Below are 18232 nucleotides of genomic sequence, written 5' to 3' on the forward strand. Positions count from 1 at the left end.
ATGCGGCATCGTATTTTCACGTTGTTGCTGGGGTTAGCGGTGCTGGTCACCGCTGGCTGCGGTTTTCACCTTCGTGGCACAACACAAGTACCAAAAGAACTTCAAACGTTACAGTTGAGTTCAAGTGATCCATACGGGCCACTGGCACGGGCAGTACGCCAGCAACTACGTCTGAATGACGTCAAAATTGTTGAACAGGCCAGTGCCTCTGTTCCGATCCTGAAACTGTTAGGTTCAAGTGAAAATAAAAAAACTGTTTCAGTATTTCAGGATGGTAAAGCAGCAGAACGCCAGCTAGTACTAGATGTTGATGCACAAGTTCTGATGCCAAATGGCAGTATCTACCCATTGCAGGCAAGGGTTGATCGCGCTTTCTTTGATAACCCGTTGGAAGCTCTGGCAAAAGATGCAGAAAATGAACTGATTCAGCAAGAAATGCGTGAACAAGCTGCCCGCCAGCTTATACGCCAACTGCTGACTGTTCAGAGTGCAGAACAGCTAAAATCTGCTAAAAAACAGCAAGCAGAAACTGTGCAAAAACAATGATCAGACTCTATCCTGAACAACTTCTTTCGCAGCTCAATGAAGGGCTGCGAAGCAGCTACCTGTTATGGGGCAACGAACCGTTGCTGATACAGGAAAGTCAGGACAACATTCGGAGAGTGGCTGAACAACATGGCTTTGTAGAGCATTTCTCGTTCTCGTTGGATAACCATACCGAGTGGGATGAAATCTTCAGCCTGTGTCAGTCACTCAGCCTTTTCGCCAGCCGTCAGTCAATGACTTTGTTATTACCTGAGAATGGCCCCAATACGGCAATGGCCGAACGTCTGACCAAACTTTCCGAATTATTGCATGAAGATATTCTGCTGATACTGCGTGGGCATAAACTAACCAAAGCGCAAGAAAACAGCACATGGTTCAAAGTAATTGGAAAAAATGGTGTCTATGTCAGTTGCCTCAATCCAGAACAAAATCGTCTTCCCCAATGGGTGGCACAACGTGCTAAAAGTATGGGATTGTCACTGGAAGATGAAGCGAACCAATTATTATGCTATTGCTACGAAGGCAACCTGCTGGCACTGTCTCAAGCGTTAGAACGCCTTTCATTACTCTACCCCGATAATCAGCTAACGCTTCATCGAGTCGAAGACGCAGTCAATGATGCAGCACATTTTGCTCCTTATCATTGGGTTGATGCTCTGCTGGCAGGCAAGATCAAGCGGGCATGGCATATCCTGAAACAACTGCGACAAGAAGATACCGAAGCAATTATTTTACTCCGCACGATACAGCGGGAGCTTATGCTGCTGTTGACACTTAAGCGTCAGGAAAAAACGACACCTTTGAAGGCACTGTTTGATCAACATAAAGTGTGGCAAAACCGTCGGACACTTCTGACAACGGCATTACAGCGGTTGTCATTGCAAGATCTACACTCGGCTATACATTTGTTAACCCAGATGGAACTGTGCATCAAACAGGATTATGGCCAATCGATTTGGGCTGACCTGGAAACACTTTCTATGCTGTTACTATACGGAAACACCCTCGGCAAAACGCACGGAAAAATATTACCAGAGAACTTCTTGAATGCTTCATACCACTAATTCATCCTTAAATTCACCGATTATTCATGCTTTATTTGGTGGCACTTTTGATCCCATCCATTATGGCCATTTGCGCCCGGTGGAAGCATTAGCAAAACAAGTGGGTCTTAAACAGGTTATTTTGTTACCTAATCATGTCCCACCGCATCGCCTTCAGCCCGAAGCTTCTCCTCAACAACGGTTGGAAATGGTACATCTGGCGGTACAGGACAACCCGCTTTTCACGGTTGATACCCGGGAATTGCAACGTCAGACACCTTCTTACACCATCGAAACATTGAAATCATTCCGTGAAGAAGTCGGGGAGCAATGTCCGCTGGCATTTATCATAGGACAAGACTCTCTGCAATCTATCCATACATGGCATCGCTGGACAGAGTTATTGGATATCTGTCATCTATTGGTCTGCTCCCGTCCGGGATATGCAAGACAACTGGCAACCCCGGAAATGCAACAGTGGCTTGAGCAACATCAAGTTGATACTCCGGCCCCATTAAGCCAGAAATCACATGGCTATATTTACCTGGCTGAAACTCCGTTATTAGACATTTCAGCAACGGATATACGTCAGCGTCATCAACAGGGTTTGAACTGTGATGATTTACTGCCTCCATCAATACAAAACTATATTGATTCACAAAAGTTATATAGCTGATAGTTAAATCATTATGTGATTTCCCCGTTGAGCCGCTTACGTTTATAGAGACGGGCATGCTATTATTCTACGTTACACAACTAATTTGATGAAATTAAGGTGATCCTTTTGCAAGGCACAGAACTACAACAATTTATTATTGATAAACTTGAAGATTCCAAAGCACAGGATATTGTTTCTATAGATGTTCGGGGAAAATCCAGTATTACAGACTGCATGGTTATCTGCACAGGTACATCAAGTCGCCATCTGATGTCAGTCGCAGACAATCTTGTTGATGACTGCCGTAAAGCGGGCATCATGCCTCTGGGTGTCGAAGGGCAAGGCATTTCAGATTGGATCGTTGTTGACCTCGGTGAAGTGATGGTACATATCATGCAGGAAGACAGCCGTCGCATGTATGAACTGGAAAAACTCTGGAGCTGAGTTTGAAGTTACAACTTATCGCTGTAGGAACAAAAATGCCGGACTGGGTGCAGACCGGCTTTATGGATTACTTGCATCGTTTTCCAAAAGATATGCCATTCGAATTAATTGAAATTCCGGCTGGAAAGCGAGGCAAAAACGCCGACATCAAACGTATTCTGGAAAAAGAAGGCGAACAGATGCTGTCGGCTGTCAGTAAAAGTAATCGCATTGTCACACTGGATATCCCCGGTTCTCGTTGGGATACCCCCCAGCTGGCACAACAGCTTGAACGCTGGAAACAGGACGGAAGAAATGTCAGTTTGCTGATTGGTGGCCCGGAAGGTTTAGCGCCTGCCTGTAAAGCCGCCGCAGAACAGAGCTGGTCTCTTTCTCCACTGACTCTTCCACATCCTCTGGTACGGATTTTGGTTGCTGAAAGCTTGTACCGGGCATGGAGCATCACAACTAATCACCCTTATCATCGGGAATAAGTTAGGTAATCTATCACCGTGAGTTCTGGTAATGGGATGAAAAATAAACGAACCCCTTTTCGCGATTATACGGCTGAATCAGCCCTTTTTATACGCCGCGCGCTCGTGGCACTTGTCGGCATAATCCTTTTAACAGGGGTTCTGATTGCCAATCTCTATAATCTCCAGATCACCCGTCACGAAGATTATCAAACGCGCTCAAATGGGAACCGTATTAAACTTGTTCCCATTGCCCCAAGCCGGGGACTCATTTATGACCGTAACGGCACACTACTGGCAGCTAACCGTACGATTTACCAGTTGGAGATTGTGCCCCAAAAAGTTGCTAATCTTGATAAAACCTTAAATGAGTTGCGTTCCATCATCGGGTTAACCGATGAAGATATTGAAAATTTCAAAAAAGAGCGGCTGCGCGCACGCCGCTTCACCTCAATCCCCTTGAAAACATCACTGACTCAGGTACAGGTTGCCCGATTCTCCGTCAATCAATACCGCTTCCCAGGATTGGAAATCAAAGGATACCAACGTCGTTATTATCCTTATGGTTCTGCTCTCACCCATGTTATCGGTTATGTTTCCAAAATTAATGACAAAGACGTAGAGCGACTCGACAAAGAGGGAATTTTGCCGGATTACGCAGCGACTCATGACATCGGCAAACTAGGTATTGAACGCTATTATGAATCGGTTCTGCATGGAAAACCCGGTTATGAAGAAGTTGAAGTCAATAACCGTGGTAAAGTTATTCGCCAGTTGCATGAACAGCCGCCACAAGCGGGCAAAGATATCTATCTGTCAATAGACTTAGAGCTACAAACTTACATTGAAGAGATACTGACAACCAGTCGTGCAGCAGTTGTCGTCACAGATCCCCGTACTGGTGAAGTTCTGGCAATGGTATCCAACCCAAGCTATGACCCCAATCTGTTTGTTGATGGCATTTCCAATAAGGATTATAAAACTCTGCTCAACAATCCCAACCTCCCATTGATTAACCGTGCGACACAAGGTGCTTATCCTCCGGCTTCAACAGTAAAACCTTTTATCGCTGTTGCAGCACTAAGTAGTGGTGTCATCACAAAGAATACAACCATCAATGATCCAGGCTGGTGGCAATTACCTAACTCTAATATGAGTTATCGTGACTGGAAACGTTATGGGCATGGTCTTTTGAATGTGCATAAATCCCTTGTTGAATCAGCAGATACCTTTTTCTATCAGGTAGCCTATGATATGGGTATTGATAGGATCTCAAACTGGATGACAAAATTTGGTTTCGGTCAATTAACCGGCATTGACTTGAAAGAAGAGGCGGCGGGTAACATGCCGACCCGGGAATGGAAACAAAATCGTTATAAAAAACCGTGGTTTCAAGGAGATACGATATCTGTTGGCATCGGTCAAGGGTACTGGACGGCCACACCGATGCAGATGGTAAAAGCCCTGATGATATTGATTAATGATGGCGAGGTGAAAACACCGCATTTTTTACTGGGGACGCGCGTAAACGGTGACATGCATCCTTATCAGCCTCCTGTCAGTGAACCAATCGGTGATATTCATTCTGGGTATTGGGAGATTGCCAAAGATGGCATGTACGGTGTTGCCAATGCACCCAATGGCACAGCACGCAGATTTTTTGCCGGTACTCCATATAAAGCCGCAGTAAAAACCGGTACGGCGCAGGTGTTCAGATATGAAACCTATAACGCGAGTAAACTTGCGGAGCATCTACGGGATCATGGGCTGATGATTGCTTTTGCTCCTTATGATAACCCAACCGTAGCGGTTTCCATTATTTTGGAAAATGGAGGAACAGGGCTACCTGCCGGCACTATCGGGCGTCAAATTCTGGATCATATTCTAATCAGGAATAATAAAGGCACTTCATCCACTGAGTCAGCAGATAAAAGTAGAAAATCGCCTACAGAAGAACCCGTTGGCGAAAGACCATCTACCCAAAAACCCGCTACCAGAACATAAGCTAATTGAGTAATGCTATGACAGAATCGCAGAAAAAAGTTCCTTTCTGGACCAGAATACATATAGATATCCCACTGCTATTATGTATTCTGGCACTGCTGGCCTATAGTCTTTTCATTATGTGGAGCGCCAGTGGACAAGACATTGATATGATGGAACATAAAATCGGGCAGGGGCTCATTGGTTTAATGGTCATGGTTGCCCTGGCTCAAGTACCACCTCGCATATACGAAAGCTGGGCACCTTATCTTTATATTGTCTGTGTCATGCTGCTCGTCCTTGTTGATGTTTTCGGGCAAATAAGTAAAGGGGCTCAGCGTTGGCTGGATTTAGGCATTGTGCGCTTTCAGCCATCAGAAATTGCCAAAATCGCTGTCCCTTTGATGGTGGCACGCTTTATAAATCGTGACCTTTGCCCTCCTTCCCTGAAAAATACAGGAATTGCATTAGTACTGATATTCTTGCCTACTCTGCTTGTCGCTGCACAACCTGATTTAGGTACATCTATCCTGATAGCGACTTCCGGGTTGTTTATCTTGTTTCTGGCAGGAATGAACTGGCGGTTAATTGCTATTGCCGTTTTACTGGTTGCCTGTTTTTTGCCGATCTTATGGTTCTTTTTAATGCATGATTACCAGCGAGCCAGAGTCATGATGTTGTTAGATCCAGAAAGTGATCCTTTGGGTAAAGGCTACCACATTATTCAATCAAAAATTGCTATTGGATCAGGTGGGTTATTTGGAAAAGGCTGGTTACAAGGCACACAATCACAATTAGAGTTTTTGCCTGAACGTCATACCGACTTTATTTTTGCTGTCTTAGCGGAAGAATTGGGATTGATCGGTGTCCTCGTCTTATTGACACTTTACCTATTAATTATCATTCGTGGCCTGTTTATCGCTGCCAACGCACAAAACACCTTCGGCCGTGTCATGGCAGGGGGGCTAATATTAATATTATTCGTCTATGTCTTCGTGAATATCGGCATGGTTAGCGGTATTTTGCCTGTCGTTGGTGTGCCTCTACCCCTGATTAGCTACGGAGGTTCAGCGTTAATTGTCTTAATGGCGGGATTCGGCATTATCATGTCGATACATACTCATCGCAAGTTATTATCCAAAAGTCTATGAGGAAGAAATTTCATGCGTCAACAATGGCTTATTCTTAGCATAGTGGCTGTACTGATCTCAGGCTGTACAACAAACAATGAAAGAGGCACTTCTTCTGTTCCGCCAATTCCAACCCGTGATGTATTGGGAGCAGAGCCTGTATATGAACCTTACCATCCAAGTGCTAACCGGGATTACAGCAGGGATGGAGAAAACTATCATATCGTTCAGGGTCCTGCCCAGTTTACTCAGACAGGCTATGCCAGCATATTTGGTGAAGAAGCGAACGGAAAATTGACAACAATTGGAGAACGGGCCAGTCCTTATGCATTAACGGCTGCTCACCCGACATTTCCAATACCAGGCTATGTACGCGTCACCAATTTAAGCAATGGACGCATGATAATCGTCAGAGTTAATGATCGTGGCCCCTACAATAAACCGGGAAAAGTGATTGAATTATCACAAGCTGTTGCCGAACGACTGAATTTGATGCCGCAAAGTCGGGTGAAACTGGATGGTATTCAGGTTGCTCCTGATGGTTCACTTTCTGGTCTGGGGACAGCGGGTTCATCTATTGTCAAACGAAGCTATGCTTTACCTGACAGACCTGTCCTTAATTCTCCATCAACCGGGGCTGTCACAAACATGACACCCGATTCTCCTGAACAGAATAGCTCAAACCAGAATCTGTCTGGAAATACAGAAAATCAACCTCCTGTACCATCAGAGAAAACATCTCCTGAATCAGCCTCAGCCACTTTTTCTGGTTATATGGTACAAGTTGGTGCTGTCAGTTCTGAACAAAAAGCCAAAGAATGGCAGCAATTATTAAGCCAGCGCTTTAATGTACCGGGACGTGTGACCCAATTCGGTCATGTTCACCGTGTTCAACTGGGGCCTTTCAGCAGCCGCCAGCAAGCAGCCCAAATGCAAAAGAAATTAACTGACCAAATGCACCAATCTTCCTTTATTGTTGCTCCCTGATTGTGTTGTTCTCTGATTAGCCTGCTCCCTGCTGATACTGGTTATTCTGTTTAATATCAGCAGGGAGAAAAAACCAAGTAAAAAAGTGCAAATCTTCGTCTCTTCCAATTTTGTTTAATGTCACGTTTTTTGTCATTTGTTATTATGTGGTTTATTATCAATGCTTCTCTCACGGATGTTATCTAACCAATCATGAAATACATAGTTACTTCTCGTATAGTTACTTCCCGTATAGCTACTTTCCGTTTTATTAGAAATGCCGCCCTGAGCATTACTCTGGCTGCCAGTGTTTCTGCATTCGCTAATACGGATGATAATTTCAAAACCATGATCCCCGGAGTGCCGCAGATCGATGCCGATGCCTATATTCTGATTGATTACAATTCAGGAAAAATATTGGCCGAAAAGAATTCAGATGTCCGTCGTGATCCTGCCAGCCTGACCAAAATGATGACCAGTTATGTTATTGGGCAAGCCCTCAAATCAGGGAAAATTGGCCCGAATGATATCGTTACGGTAGGTAGGGATGCCTGGGCAACAGGAAATCCTGTGTTCAAAGGTTCTTCTCTGATGTTTTTGAAACCCGGCGATCAAGTTTCTGTCGCTATGCTGTCCCGTGGTATTAACCTGCAATCCGGTAATGATGCTTGTGTAGCAATGGCGGACTACGTAGCAGGTAGTCAGGATGCATTCGTCAGTCTGATGAATAAATATGTTCAGAGTTTAGGACTGAAAAACACCTACTTTCAAACTGTTCACGGTCTGGATGCAGAAGGCCAATACAGTTCTGCCCATGATATGGCGCTGATTGGTCAGGCACTAATCCGCGATGTGCCGGATGAATATGCCATCTATAAAGAGAAAGAATTCACTTACAATAACATCCGCCAGCCCAACCGCAATGGTTTGCTGTGGGATAAGAGCCTGAATGTGGACGGCATCAAAACCGGCCATACCAGTGGTGCTGGCTATAACCTTGTTTCCTCTGCTACTGAAGATAATATGCGCCTGATTGCTACGGTAATGGGCAGCCCGACATTCAAAGGCCGTGAAACTGACAGTAAGAAACTGCTGACCTGGGGTTTTCGTTTCTTTGAAACTGTCTCGCCACTACGGACAGATAAAGAATTTGCTTCTGAACCGGTCTGGTTTGGCGATACTGATAAAGTACAACTGGGTGTCGAGAAGGACGTTTACCTGACTATTCCCCGTGGTCGCCTGAAAGATCTAAAAGCCAGCTATGTATTAAATAGCAATGAACTACACGCCCCTTTCGCCAAAGATCAGATAGTCGGCACAATCAATTTCCAACTTGATGGTAAAACGATCGAACAACGCCCATTGGTCGTGATGCAGGAAGTAAAAGAGGGGGGTTTCTTTAGCCGTATATTCGATTACATCCGATTGATGTTTCATCACTGGTTTGGCTGAAACCTTGAAAGCTGAGCATTGAACCTTATATTAATATACATTGTTAGAAAATAATCACGCCACGGCAGAATCCATCATTCTGCCATGGTTAATAAATCAGGAGCGCCCATGAAAACGAAATTAAATGAACTGCTTGAGTTCCCCTGCTCATTCACTTACAAAGTGATGGGTTTAGCTCAACCTGAGCTGGTGGATCAAGTTATTGAAGTGGTTCAGCACCATGCGCCGGGCGATTACTCCCCAACTGTGAAACCAAGCAGCAAAGGTAATTATCACTCTGTTTCTATTACTATCAATGCAACTCATATTGAGCAGGTTGAAACGCTGTATGAAGAGTTGGGTAAACTGGAACTGGTGCGCGTAGTGTTGTAATGAATACATAGCACTGTATGCATAATAATATAGTGGATAGTAATGCGATAGTACCGTGACAATTTCAACTTCTGCAAATTCAATTTCTATAAAAAAGCGCTGACAAAAAAGTCAGCGCTTTTTCAGCTTCCTATTCTCACCTGCCGCCACAACAGCATAATAAAATAAAGCACATCAATGAAAGCAGCAAAATCATTAACCAACAGTGGTACAGTGGGATCAAAGCTATCAACACGCTATACTGACACCCCAGTCAAAAACGCCAGAATGCTTTCGAGCACAGGATCAGAATAGGATAAATTTCCAGCCTTCCCAACAACATAGCAGCACACATCATCCATTTCGCCACAGCATCAAGATTGCCAAAACCTTGTGCTGTCTCACCATAACCGACTCCCATGTTATTGATACATGCGGCAACCGTGGCAAATGAAGTCACCAGATCATATCCCAGAAGATTCAGTGCCCAAATAAAGAAGCAACTGCAAAAAATATACAGGAAGAAAAAGCCCCAGACGGAACGAAGTACCCTTTCCTGCACCGGTGATTTACCTACTTTAATCGTTGAAATGGCGTTCGGATGAATAAGCTGATTGATCTCACTGAAACTTTGTTTTGTCAGGATCAGAAAACGCAGCGCCTTGATGCCTCCACAAGTCGAGCCAACACAGCCACCAAAGAAACTTACCGCCAATAACATCAACATCGTGTGAGGTGGCCATTGCGCATAATCTGAAGTTGCCAGACCATTGTCTGTCATCATCGAGCTGGTCATGAAAAAACCATGTACAAAAGCATCTTTCAAGCCATACATTCCAGAGCGGTACAACTCCAGCCAAATAATACAAATCACGATGAAAAGTACCAGCAGGAAAAATTGAAACTCGGCATTTTTCAGTAAGGGTTTGATACTTCTTCGTGTCAGGACAACAAAATAGAGGGTGAAGTTAACCGCTGACAATATTGAGAAAATCCCTCCCACCATTTCAATGAAGGAATTATCATAATAGCCAAGACTTTCATTGCGGGTCGAAAATCCCCCCAGAGAGACCGTTGATATCCCATGGCAAATGGCATCAAACCAGGACATCCCGGCTGCCCAGAAGCTGAACGAACATATTCCTCCTAGCAACAGATAAACTACCCATAAACTTTTGGCACTATCTGCAAGGCGAGGAGTTAATCGTTCCTCTTTAAACGGGCCGGGCATCTCTGATTGATAGAGCTTTACACCACCAATGCCGAGCAGTGGCAAAATAGCTACAGCAAGCACAATGACACCCAAACCGCCGATGAAATTGAGCTGAGCACGATAATAAAGAACGGACTTAGGCAGTGAAGAGACATTATTCAGTACCGTTGCTCCTGTCGTTGTGATACCGGATACGCCTTCAAACATGGCATCCACAAGATTGATATTCAGATTTTTATCCAGCACGAAAGGTAAGGCACTGAGTAACGAAAAGAGCAACCAGAATAAGACGATAATAAGGAATCCATCTTGAGTACTGGGCTGTGCTTTAGTTTTTCGGGTGAAATACCACCCAACACCTCCAAGGATCATTCCAATGACAAACGTTTCGAAAAACGTAAAAACACTTTTCTCTTTATAAAACAAAGCGACAAAAACAGGCAGCAACATTGAGAGGCTGTATAAGAGCACCAGAGAACTGCAAAGATGCCCAACAATCAGGAGTTGGTTTTTTCTGACCATCTGTTAGCTCAAACAGAAAACAAGAGGGAAATCGTCAAAATATATAACTATGATAATATAAAATCTAAACATATTCGTCTAATTAACATTATTATTGCATTAAGGCATTCTCTAACTGGAGAGAATCCCTTTAGGACGTTATACTGGCGGGCAATTTTTGTTAACTGATGATGAAACTTCCATTGCAACATAACACCGTTATTTTACGTCAGTTGGGTATTCAGCCTTACGAGCCGGTTTCTGAAGCCATGCACCAGTTCACCGAGCAGCGCACAGCAGAAACCCCCGATGAAATCTGGCTTGTCCAGCATGAAAAAGTGTTCACACAGGGGCAGGCAGGTAAAGCAGAACATGTGCTTGCACCGGGTAGCATTCCGGTTATTCAGTCCGACAGGGGAGGTCAGGTCACTTATCATGGGCCTGGTCAGCAAGTTATGTACGTTTTGCTCGACTTAAGACGGGCTAAAATTGGGGTTCGTCAGTTAGTCACCGCAATTGAAAATACCGTTATCGAGACATTAGCTCATTTTGGTGTTGAATCTCATGCCCGGCCAGATGCGCCGGGGGTTTATGTCAAAGGCAATAAAATTTGTTCATTGGGATTACGTATCCGAAAAGGGTGTTCTTTCCATGGCTTGGCATTAAATATTGCAATGGACTTACAGCCTTTTTTGCGCATTAATCCATGTGGTTATGCAGGTATGCAGATGATTCAGCTCAGTGAGCTCGTAGCTGGGATCACTGTTGAAGATGTACAACCCATTCTGGTACAAAAATTCTGCCAGATCTTAGGATTTCAACTCACCGATGAAAGATGATATAATTTTTTTAACATTTTTCAAAAAAATTTGAATACACTTATTGCTCCGATAAATTTGGATTAATAATCAAGCAATAAATAATAACCTGAAGAATATAACTGGAACCAGCACGATTATGAGTAAACCAATTCAGATGGAACGTGGTATCAAATACCGCGACGCAGATAAGATGGCTTTGATCCCTGTGAAAACAGTGGTCACAGAACGTGAAGCACTCTTGCGTAAACCTGAGTGGATGAAAACCAAACTTCCTGCGGATTCCAGCCGCATTCAGGGAATCAAAGCGGCAATGCGCAAAAATGGATTGCATTCCGTCTGTGAAGAAGCCTCTTGTCCTAACCTTGCCGAATGCTTTAACCACGGAACCGCCACTTTTATGATCCTGGGAGCCATTTGTACTCGCCGCTGCCCGTTCTGTGATGTGGCACACGGGCGACCAAATGCACCAGATGTAAATGAGCCGGTCAAACTTGCGCAAACTATTCAGGATATGGGTCTGCGCTATGTTGTCATCACATCTGTTGACCGTGATGATTTGCGTGATGGAGGAGCTCAGCATTTTGCTGACTGTATCACTGCGATCCGTGAAAAAAATCCATCAATTAAAATTGAAACACTAGTACCGGATTTCCGCGGCCGTATGGATCGTGCACTGGAAATTCTGACTGCAACACCTCCCGATGTTTTTAACCATAATCTGGAAAACGTACCACGGATGTATCGTCAGATCCGCCCAGGTGCAAACTACAACTGGTCATTACAACTGTTGCAAAAATTCAAAGAAGCACATCCAGATATCCCAACCAAATCAGGTTTGATGGTGGGTTTGGGAGAAACTAATGAAGAAATTTTAGAAGTTATGCGCGATTTACGTAGTCACGGGGTAACTATGCTGACATTGGGGCAATATTTGCAGCCAAGTCGCCATCACCTGCCAGTCCAACGTTATGTCAACCCTGCTGAATTTGATGAAATGAAAGAAGCAGCATTAGAAATGGGCTTTACTCATGCAGCTTGCGGGCCATTTGTTCGTTCTTCTTACCACGCTGACTTGCAAGCCAAAGGTATGGAAGTCAAATAACCGGGGCCACTACTGATGAATCTTATTCTCGCTGTATTTATCGGTGGTGGTTTTGGCAGTATCTTACGTTGGTTCATCGGCCTCCGCCTGAATAATGCCTCAGCTCCTATTGCCATTGGTACTCTGACGGCTAACTGTATCGGAGCATTTATTATCGGGCTGGGGCTGGCCTATTTCAGCAAAGCAACACATCTTGCCCCTACCTGGAAGCTCATGTTAACAACAGGGTTCTGCGGTGGATTGACAACTTTCTCTACATTTTCCGCTGAAGTGGTTTATTTATTACAAGCAGGAAAAATAAGTTGGGCACTAAGCACCATTCTGGCAAATGTTATCGGTTCATTATTAATGACTGCTCTCGCATTTACCTTATTAAATAAACTCTAAACTAAGCAGAAATTAAAAAACATAAAAAACCCGTTATAAAAACGGGTTTTAAGAATATGGGATTAAAAATTAGATCGCGACAACGTTTGCAGCAGATGGACCTTTCGCACCCTCAGTGATTTCAAATTCAACTTTCTGACCTTCAGCCAATGTTTTGAAACCGTTAGACTGAATGGCGGAAAAGTGTACGAAAACATCTTTACTACCATCTTCTGGAGTGATAAAACCGAATCCTTTAGATTCATTAAACCACTTAACGTTACCTTTAATTTTAGACATCAAACTTACCTTTAATAAAAAAGACACAAACTCCGTGTTGCATACAGTACAACAAATAATATAGTCCACTGTCTGCAACCTAGATCACGAAACATATAACAAAATGTACAAAACGCACGTTTTGTTTAATTTCATTAATTTATTCTATACGCCAATTGTCATTTCACAAATTAATTGGCATTTCATTCTAGATTGGTTTAATTTTCGTCTTTTTTTTCTTCTCATGCTCTAGCAACCACTCCTTAATATTAAGCCCGCCTGTATATCCGACTAACTTACCATCATGCCCAATTACCCGATGGCAAGGAACAATCAGTGAAATCGGATTACGTGAGTTTGCCATACCGACTGCACGACAATAATTTACCGAACCCAACGTCAATGCTAATTGTTTGTAACTCCACATTTCACCAAATGGGATATTACAGAGTTGCTGCCAGACGCGTTGCTGAAATTCAGTTCCTTGCATACTCAAAGGAACCGTAAATATCTGCCGTTTTCCTTTAAAATATTCCTGTAGCTCTTTTACACACTGCTTAGTAATAGCATTTTTAGATTCCAGTTCTTTCTTTTCATTAACAAAATAAATACTAGTGACTCCTTCATCGTTTGCAGTGATGTGTACATAAGGTTTAGGAAAACCTTCTGGAGTATTCAGGTAATGGTGATACATAAACTACCTCCATTTAATTTATTGTTAATATTTCTATACTAGCCTAAGTCTCTCTTTCATCACTTTGCAATGATGAATTCAGTTACACATCTGACAATTTGATAAAGAAACCATACCGCCTTCTGATAATAAAAATCATAGGATTACCAATAAGATATAACATCTTACTTTTGGCAGCATTCATTCAAAAAAGATAAAAATACCATATATGGATAAAAATATCGAAAAACTCACCATATATAGTACTCCTCTCATAAAGAGATTTCTGTATTGTAATCTATAAATACTCGTTTTCATTCTTCGATAAGTACGTAGATCAATAAAGAATTTTACCAGAAGAGTGATAATTTATGGCAAACACAGTTGGATTGTGGGTAATCTTATCCATCATAAAATCTACTAAAATGTTCTTATCCTACAATTATAGACAATAAATTTTTTCAAAGTAGCCACCCGACAAAAAGGCAAAAAAGACAAAAAGAGATAAATTCCACAAAAGTTTACTTTGCTCTATCTTTATGACGATAATAATTTTTTTTTTATTAAGTCAACCTTCCTACAATGAAAGTTAAAATTAAGTAAAAAATGCAGACATTTATCTGTAAAAAACTTTACCTTTTTGTTAATAATTATATCCTGGATATTGTCAACATATCTCAGCGTGCTAAAGTATAGCTTAGATAAATTATTTGCAGATTATCTGAAGTAAGCAATTAAATAGAATATACCTTTTCACAAAGCTAAATATTTATTACATGACAATTAAACTCGAAGTTAAAGATCTGTATAAAATATTCGGTGATCATCCAAAGCAAGCAGTTAAGTTATTAAAATCCAACTACAATAAAGCAGAAATATTTGAAAAAACTGGTATGGCAGTTGGCGTACAAAATGCTAATTTGGTCATCGAAGAAGGCGAGATATTTGTGATTATGGGCCTGTCCGGCTCAGGAAAATCCACACTGATACGCCTTCTCAACCGCCTGATAGAACCGACCAAAGGTCAGGTAATTATCGATGGGCAGGATATCTCTGTAATTTCAGACATTCAATTGCGCGAAATCCGTCGCAATAAAATCAGTATGGTTTTCCAATCATTTGCGCTCATGCCACATTTAAATGTGCTGGAGAATGTGGCTTTCGGTATGGAGTTTGCTGGTATTCCTAAAGAAGTACGCCAGTACAAAGCTCTCGAGGCCCTGAAACAAGTCAATCTGGAAAACTACGCTATGTCTTACCCGGATGAGTTATCGGGTGGTATGCAGCAGCGTATTGGATTAGCCAGAGCGCTCGCCAATAATCCTGATATTTTATTGATGGATGAAGCTTTTTCTGCCCTCGATCCCCTTATTCGTGCAGAAATGCAGGATGAGTTATTACGCCTGCAAGGTCAACATCAACGCACAATTATATTCATTTCCCATGATCTGGATGAAGCAATTCGCATTGGTGATCGCATCGCCATCATGCAAGAAGGGGTTATTGTTCAGGTGGGAACACCTGATGAGATCTTAAATAATCCTGCCAATGATTATGTCAAGGCATTCTTTCGGGGAGTGGATATCAGTCATGTATTTTCAGCAAAAGATGTCGCTCGTCGTCGGCCAGATGTACTACTCCATATTGCAGTAGGCTTTGGGCCTCGCTCAGCTTTGAAAATACTGGAAGATGGAGATCGAAACTATGGCTACCTGATCGATAAAAGTCAGAAATTTATTGGAGTAGTTTCAGTCAATTCCCTGCAAGATACACTGGAAAAGAAATATCCTATCGAACACGCTATCCTGGCAGAGCCAGCCGCAGTTCCAGCAGATATGCCATTGAATGAGCTGATATCCATCGTAGCCCAATCTCCCTGTGCCGTTCCTGTCGTGGGTGATGATCATCGTTATTTGGGTGTTATTTCCAAAGGAATACTGTTGCAAGCTTTAGATAAGGAGACTCCAAATGAGCAGTAATACGCCGCAATCAACACCCGATCAGACAACATTCAATGATCCCTGGCTTAACAGCACCACAGGCGATTCATTATCAAATACAAATTGGCTGGACGCCCCTACCGATAATATCTCACAGGGGCATTTTAATATCATGGAACCTTTTCAGCATAAACTCATCCCATTTGATTCGTGGGTCACCCATGCCATTGATTGGATTGTTTTGCACTTCCGGCCTTTTTTTCAAGGAATACGTATTCCGGTAGATTTTATCTTAAACAGATTTGAACAATTCTTGATGTCAATGCCAGCGCCTGTCACGATACTTTTCCTGGCATTCCTGGCATGGCAACTAGCAGGTGCTGGCATAGGCGGACTCACTTTAATTTCATTATGCTTTATTGGTGCTATCGGAGCATGGTCTCAAGCGATGATCACACTGGCACTGGTGCTCACGGCTCTGCTGTTTTGTGTCCTTATTGGACTGCCGCTTGGGATTTGGCTGGCACGCAGTGACCGAACAGCCGGGATCATCCGCCCTCTATTGGATGCAATGCAGACAACACCTGCCTTTGTTTATCTCGTGCCTATTGTGATGCTATTCGGTATTGGAAATGTACCGGGTGTCATAGTAACAATCATTTTTGCCTTACCCCCAATTATTCGCCTGACCATTTTAGGGATCAAACAGGTTCCGGTAGATCTGATTGAAGCCGCAAGATCTTTTGGTGCCAGCCCACGTCAAATGTTGTTCAAAGTCCAACTTCCCCTTGCTCTGCCAACAATTATGGCTGGTGTAAACCAGACATTAATGTTAGCACTGTCCATGGTTGTTATTGCTTCAATGATCGCTGTTGGTGGTTTGGGGCAAATGGTGCTGCGGGGGATCGGTCGTCTTGATATCGGACTGGCCGCAGTTGGTGGGACGGGTATTGTCATCCTTGCCATTATCCTTGATCGCTTAACTCAATCTTTGGGAAGAAATATCCGCACCAGAAATAACAGACGCTGGTATCACACCGGGCCAATAGGATTGTTAATTAAACTCTTATCCCTGCAAAAACTAACCTACCACAAAAATACTCAATATCAGGATGGTCAAACAGATTAATAACAGGGGGAAAAATCATGCTAATCACAACCCGATTTAACAAGCTCATAAACAAGAAAATTATCTTAGGATTCAACCTGATGTTATTGACAAGCATGTCGTTAGCTACCACGGAACTTCCCGGAAAAGGTATCAGTATACAACCTTTGCAAAGCACCATTGGTGAAGAGACTTTCCAGACGTTAATTGTCTGTAAGGCTTTGGAAAAGCTTGGTTATGATGTCAAACCAATCGAAGAAGTCGATTATAACGTCGCCTATGCCACCATTGCCTCAGGTGATGCCACATTTATGGCGGTCAATTGGGTCCCCCTTCATAATGTACAGTACAAAGCTGCCGGCGGTGATAACACGTTCTACCGTAAAGGAACCTTCGTTAAAAATGCTGTTCAAGGATATCTGATCGATAAGAAAACAGCCGAAAAATATCACATCAATAATATTGCCCAATTACGAGATCCAAAACTGGCTGAGTTGTTTGACAGCAATGGAAACGGTAAAGCAGACCTGACTGGCTGTAACCCCGGCTGGGGATGCGAAAAAGTGATAAACCATCAATTAAAGGCTTATGATTTAGAAAATACCGTGGAACAAAATCAGGGAAACTATACCGCCATGATGGCAGATACTATCGCCCGTTACCGTGAAGGTAAGTCTATCTTTTACTACACATGGACGCCTTATTGGGTCAGCGATGTTCTAAGACCCGGAAAAGAAGTGGTGTGGCTACAAGTTCCTTTCTCCGCCCTCAATGAAGGCAGTGAAATTGATACTCAATTGCCAAATGGCCGCAATTATGGTTTTCCTCCCAGCTCTATGCATATCGTGGCGAACCGGATTTGGGCTGAAAAAAACCCAGCGGCGGCGGCACTTTTTGCTGTCATGCAGCTACCTGTTGGAGATATCAACGCACAAAATATGCGTATGCATACTGGGAAAGACTCCGAAGAGGATATTGAACATCATGCCAACGGCTGGATTAATGCACATCAGAAAACCTTTGATGGCTGGCTCAATGAAGCCAGAAAAGCGGCAAAGCAAAAAGCGGCTTCGTCTTAGCCTCTTTCATAATCACACATACATTTATTAACAAATCACTTCCCCAATCACATGATAATGCCATTTTTCGATCAAATTCATTGTTCTAAATAATATTTGTTAAATAATTTAGACATTTCATATTT

At 42.9% G+C, this 18232-nt stretch carries 19 protein-coding genes; 16 read left to right on the top strand and 3 right to left on the bottom strand.

Translation table 11 applies throughout. The features are described 5' to 3' along the window. The 10 genes from lptE (at position 1) to ybeD (ending at position 9046) form a co-directional block, all read left to right on the top strand. Positions 1-546, top strand: coding sequence for an LPS assembly lipoprotein LptE (gene lptE, locus BDD26_RS19105; protein WP_038260074.1), 546 nt, complete (start codon positions 1-3; stop codon positions 544-546). Next, entirely contained in the window at positions 543-1610 is a 1068-nt protein-coding gene (gene holA / locus BDD26_RS19110) for a DNA polymerase III subunit delta (protein WP_038260075.1), read from the top strand. The genes lptE and holA overlap by 4 nt, the downstream gene beginning before the upstream one ends. Continuing rightward, positions 1594-2265, top strand: coding sequence for a nicotinate-nucleotide adenylyltransferase (gene nadD / locus BDD26_RS19115; protein WP_115827439.1), 672 nt, complete (start codon positions 1594-1596; stop codon positions 2263-2265). The genes holA and nadD overlap by 17 nt, the downstream gene beginning before the upstream one ends. Positions 2266-2364: 99 nt before the next feature. Continuing rightward, positions 2365-2691, top strand: coding sequence for a ribosome silencing factor (gene rsfS / locus BDD26_RS19120; protein ID WP_084766381.1), 327 nt, complete (start codon positions 2365-2367; stop codon positions 2689-2691). Positions 2692-2693: 2 nt separating this feature from the next. Next, complete coding sequence (gene rlmH / locus BDD26_RS19125) at positions 2694-3164, top strand: 23S rRNA (pseudouridine(1915)-N(3))-methyltransferase RlmH (RefSeq protein WP_038260077.1); 471 nt, start codon at positions 2694-2696, stop codon at positions 3162-3164. A 36-nt stretch (positions 3165-3200) separates the two neighbouring features. Then, positions 3201-5147, top strand: coding sequence for a peptidoglycan DD-transpeptidase MrdA (gene mrdA / locus BDD26_RS19130; protein ID WP_115827440.1), 1947 nt, complete (start codon positions 3201-3203; stop codon positions 5145-5147). Positions 5148-5164: 17 nt separating this feature from the next. Continuing rightward, positions 5165-6277, top strand: a complete 1113-nt coding sequence (gene mrdB / locus BDD26_RS19135) for a peptidoglycan glycosyltransferase MrdB (protein ID WP_115827441.1) — start codon at positions 5165-5167, stop codon at positions 6275-6277. Positions 6278-6289: 12 nt separating this feature from the next. Next, complete coding sequence (gene rlpA / locus BDD26_RS19140; RefSeq protein WP_115827442.1) at positions 6290-7243, top strand: endolytic peptidoglycan transglycosylase RlpA; 954 nt, start codon at positions 6290-6292, stop codon at positions 7241-7243. Between the two features lie 192 nt (positions 7244-7435). After that, positions 7436-8674, top strand: coding sequence for a D-alanyl-D-alanine carboxypeptidase DacA (gene dacA, locus BDD26_RS19145; RefSeq protein WP_115827443.1), 1239 nt, complete (start codon positions 7436-7438; stop codon positions 8672-8674). A 108-nt stretch (positions 8675-8782) separates the two neighbouring features. Further along, a complete protein-coding gene (ybeD, locus tag BDD26_RS19150) occupies positions 8783-9046 on the top strand; it encodes a DUF493 family protein YbeD (RefSeq protein WP_038260080.1) in 264 nt (87 codons plus the stop codon). A 253-nt stretch (positions 9047-9299) separates the two neighbouring features. On the opposite strand, the gene BDD26_RS19155 is transcribed toward ybeD, so the two are convergent. After that, positions 9300-10760 (bottom strand): TrkH family potassium uptake protein, encoded by a 1461-nt coding sequence (locus BDD26_RS19155; RefSeq protein WP_115827444.1) that lies wholly within the window; start codon positions 10758-10760, stop codon positions 9300-9302. Between the two features lie 170 nt (positions 10761-10930). On the opposite strand from BDD26_RS19155, the gene lipB reads away from it, so the two are divergent. The 3 genes from lipB (at position 10931) to crcB (ending at position 13049) form a co-directional block, all read left to right on the top strand. Beyond that, positions 10931-11578 (top strand): lipoyl(octanoyl) transferase LipB, encoded by a 648-nt coding sequence (gene lipB / locus BDD26_RS19160; protein WP_170140444.1) that lies wholly within the window; start codon positions 10931-10933, stop codon positions 11576-11578. Positions 11579-11696: 118 nt separating this feature from the next. Further along, positions 11697-12662, top strand: coding sequence for a lipoyl synthase (gene lipA, locus BDD26_RS19165; RefSeq protein ID WP_115827445.1), 966 nt, complete (start codon positions 11697-11699; stop codon positions 12660-12662). A gap of 12 nt (positions 12663-12674) precedes the next feature. Then, positions 12675-13049: a fluoride efflux transporter CrcB gene (gene crcB / locus BDD26_RS19170; RefSeq protein ID WP_115827446.1), complete on the top strand. Its 375-nt coding sequence runs from the start codon at positions 12675-12677 to the stop codon at positions 13047-13049. Positions 13050-13118: 69 nt separating this feature from the next. Here the strand turns inward: crcB and cspE are convergent, their stop codons facing one another. Next, entirely contained in the window at positions 13119-13328 is a 210-nt protein-coding gene (gene cspE, locus BDD26_RS19175) for a transcription antiterminator/RNA stability regulator CspE (RefSeq protein WP_045969514.1), read from the bottom strand. Between the two features lie 187 nt (positions 13329-13515). Then, positions 13516-14001 carry a methylated-DNA--[protein]-cysteine S-methyltransferase gene (locus BDD26_RS19180; protein WP_047683160.1) on the bottom strand — a complete coding sequence of 162 codons (486 nt, stop codon included), beginning with the start codon at positions 13999-14001 and terminating at the stop codon, positions 13516-13518. Between the two features lie 755 nt (positions 14002-14756). On the opposite strand from BDD26_RS19180, the gene proV reads away from it, so the two are divergent. From proV to proX, 3 genes are read left to right on the top strand one after another with little or no spacing between them, the layout of a single operon-like run. Continuing rightward, positions 14757-15959 (top strand): glycine betaine/L-proline ABC transporter ATP-binding protein ProV, encoded by a 1203-nt coding sequence (gene proV / locus BDD26_RS19185; protein ID WP_038260091.1) that lies wholly within the window; start codon positions 14757-14759, stop codon positions 15957-15959. Then, a complete protein-coding gene (gene proW / locus BDD26_RS19190; RefSeq protein ID WP_038260092.1) occupies positions 15949-17049 on the top strand; it encodes a glycine betaine/L-proline ABC transporter permease ProW in 1101 nt (366 codons plus the stop codon). The genes proV and proW overlap by 11 nt, the downstream gene beginning before the upstream one ends. A gap of 47 nt (positions 17050-17096) precedes the next feature. Then, positions 17097-18107, top strand: coding sequence for a glycine betaine/L-proline ABC transporter substrate-binding protein ProX (gene proX / locus BDD26_RS19195; protein ID WP_425330448.1), 1011 nt, complete (start codon positions 17097-17099; stop codon positions 18105-18107). The last annotated feature ends 125 nt before the right edge of the window (positions 18108-18232 follow it).

It is taken from the genome of Xenorhabdus cabanillasii (genome assembly GCF_003386665.1).
Taxonomy (GTDB): Bacteria; Pseudomonadota; Gammaproteobacteria; order Enterobacterales; family Enterobacteriaceae; genus Xenorhabdus; species Xenorhabdus cabanillasii.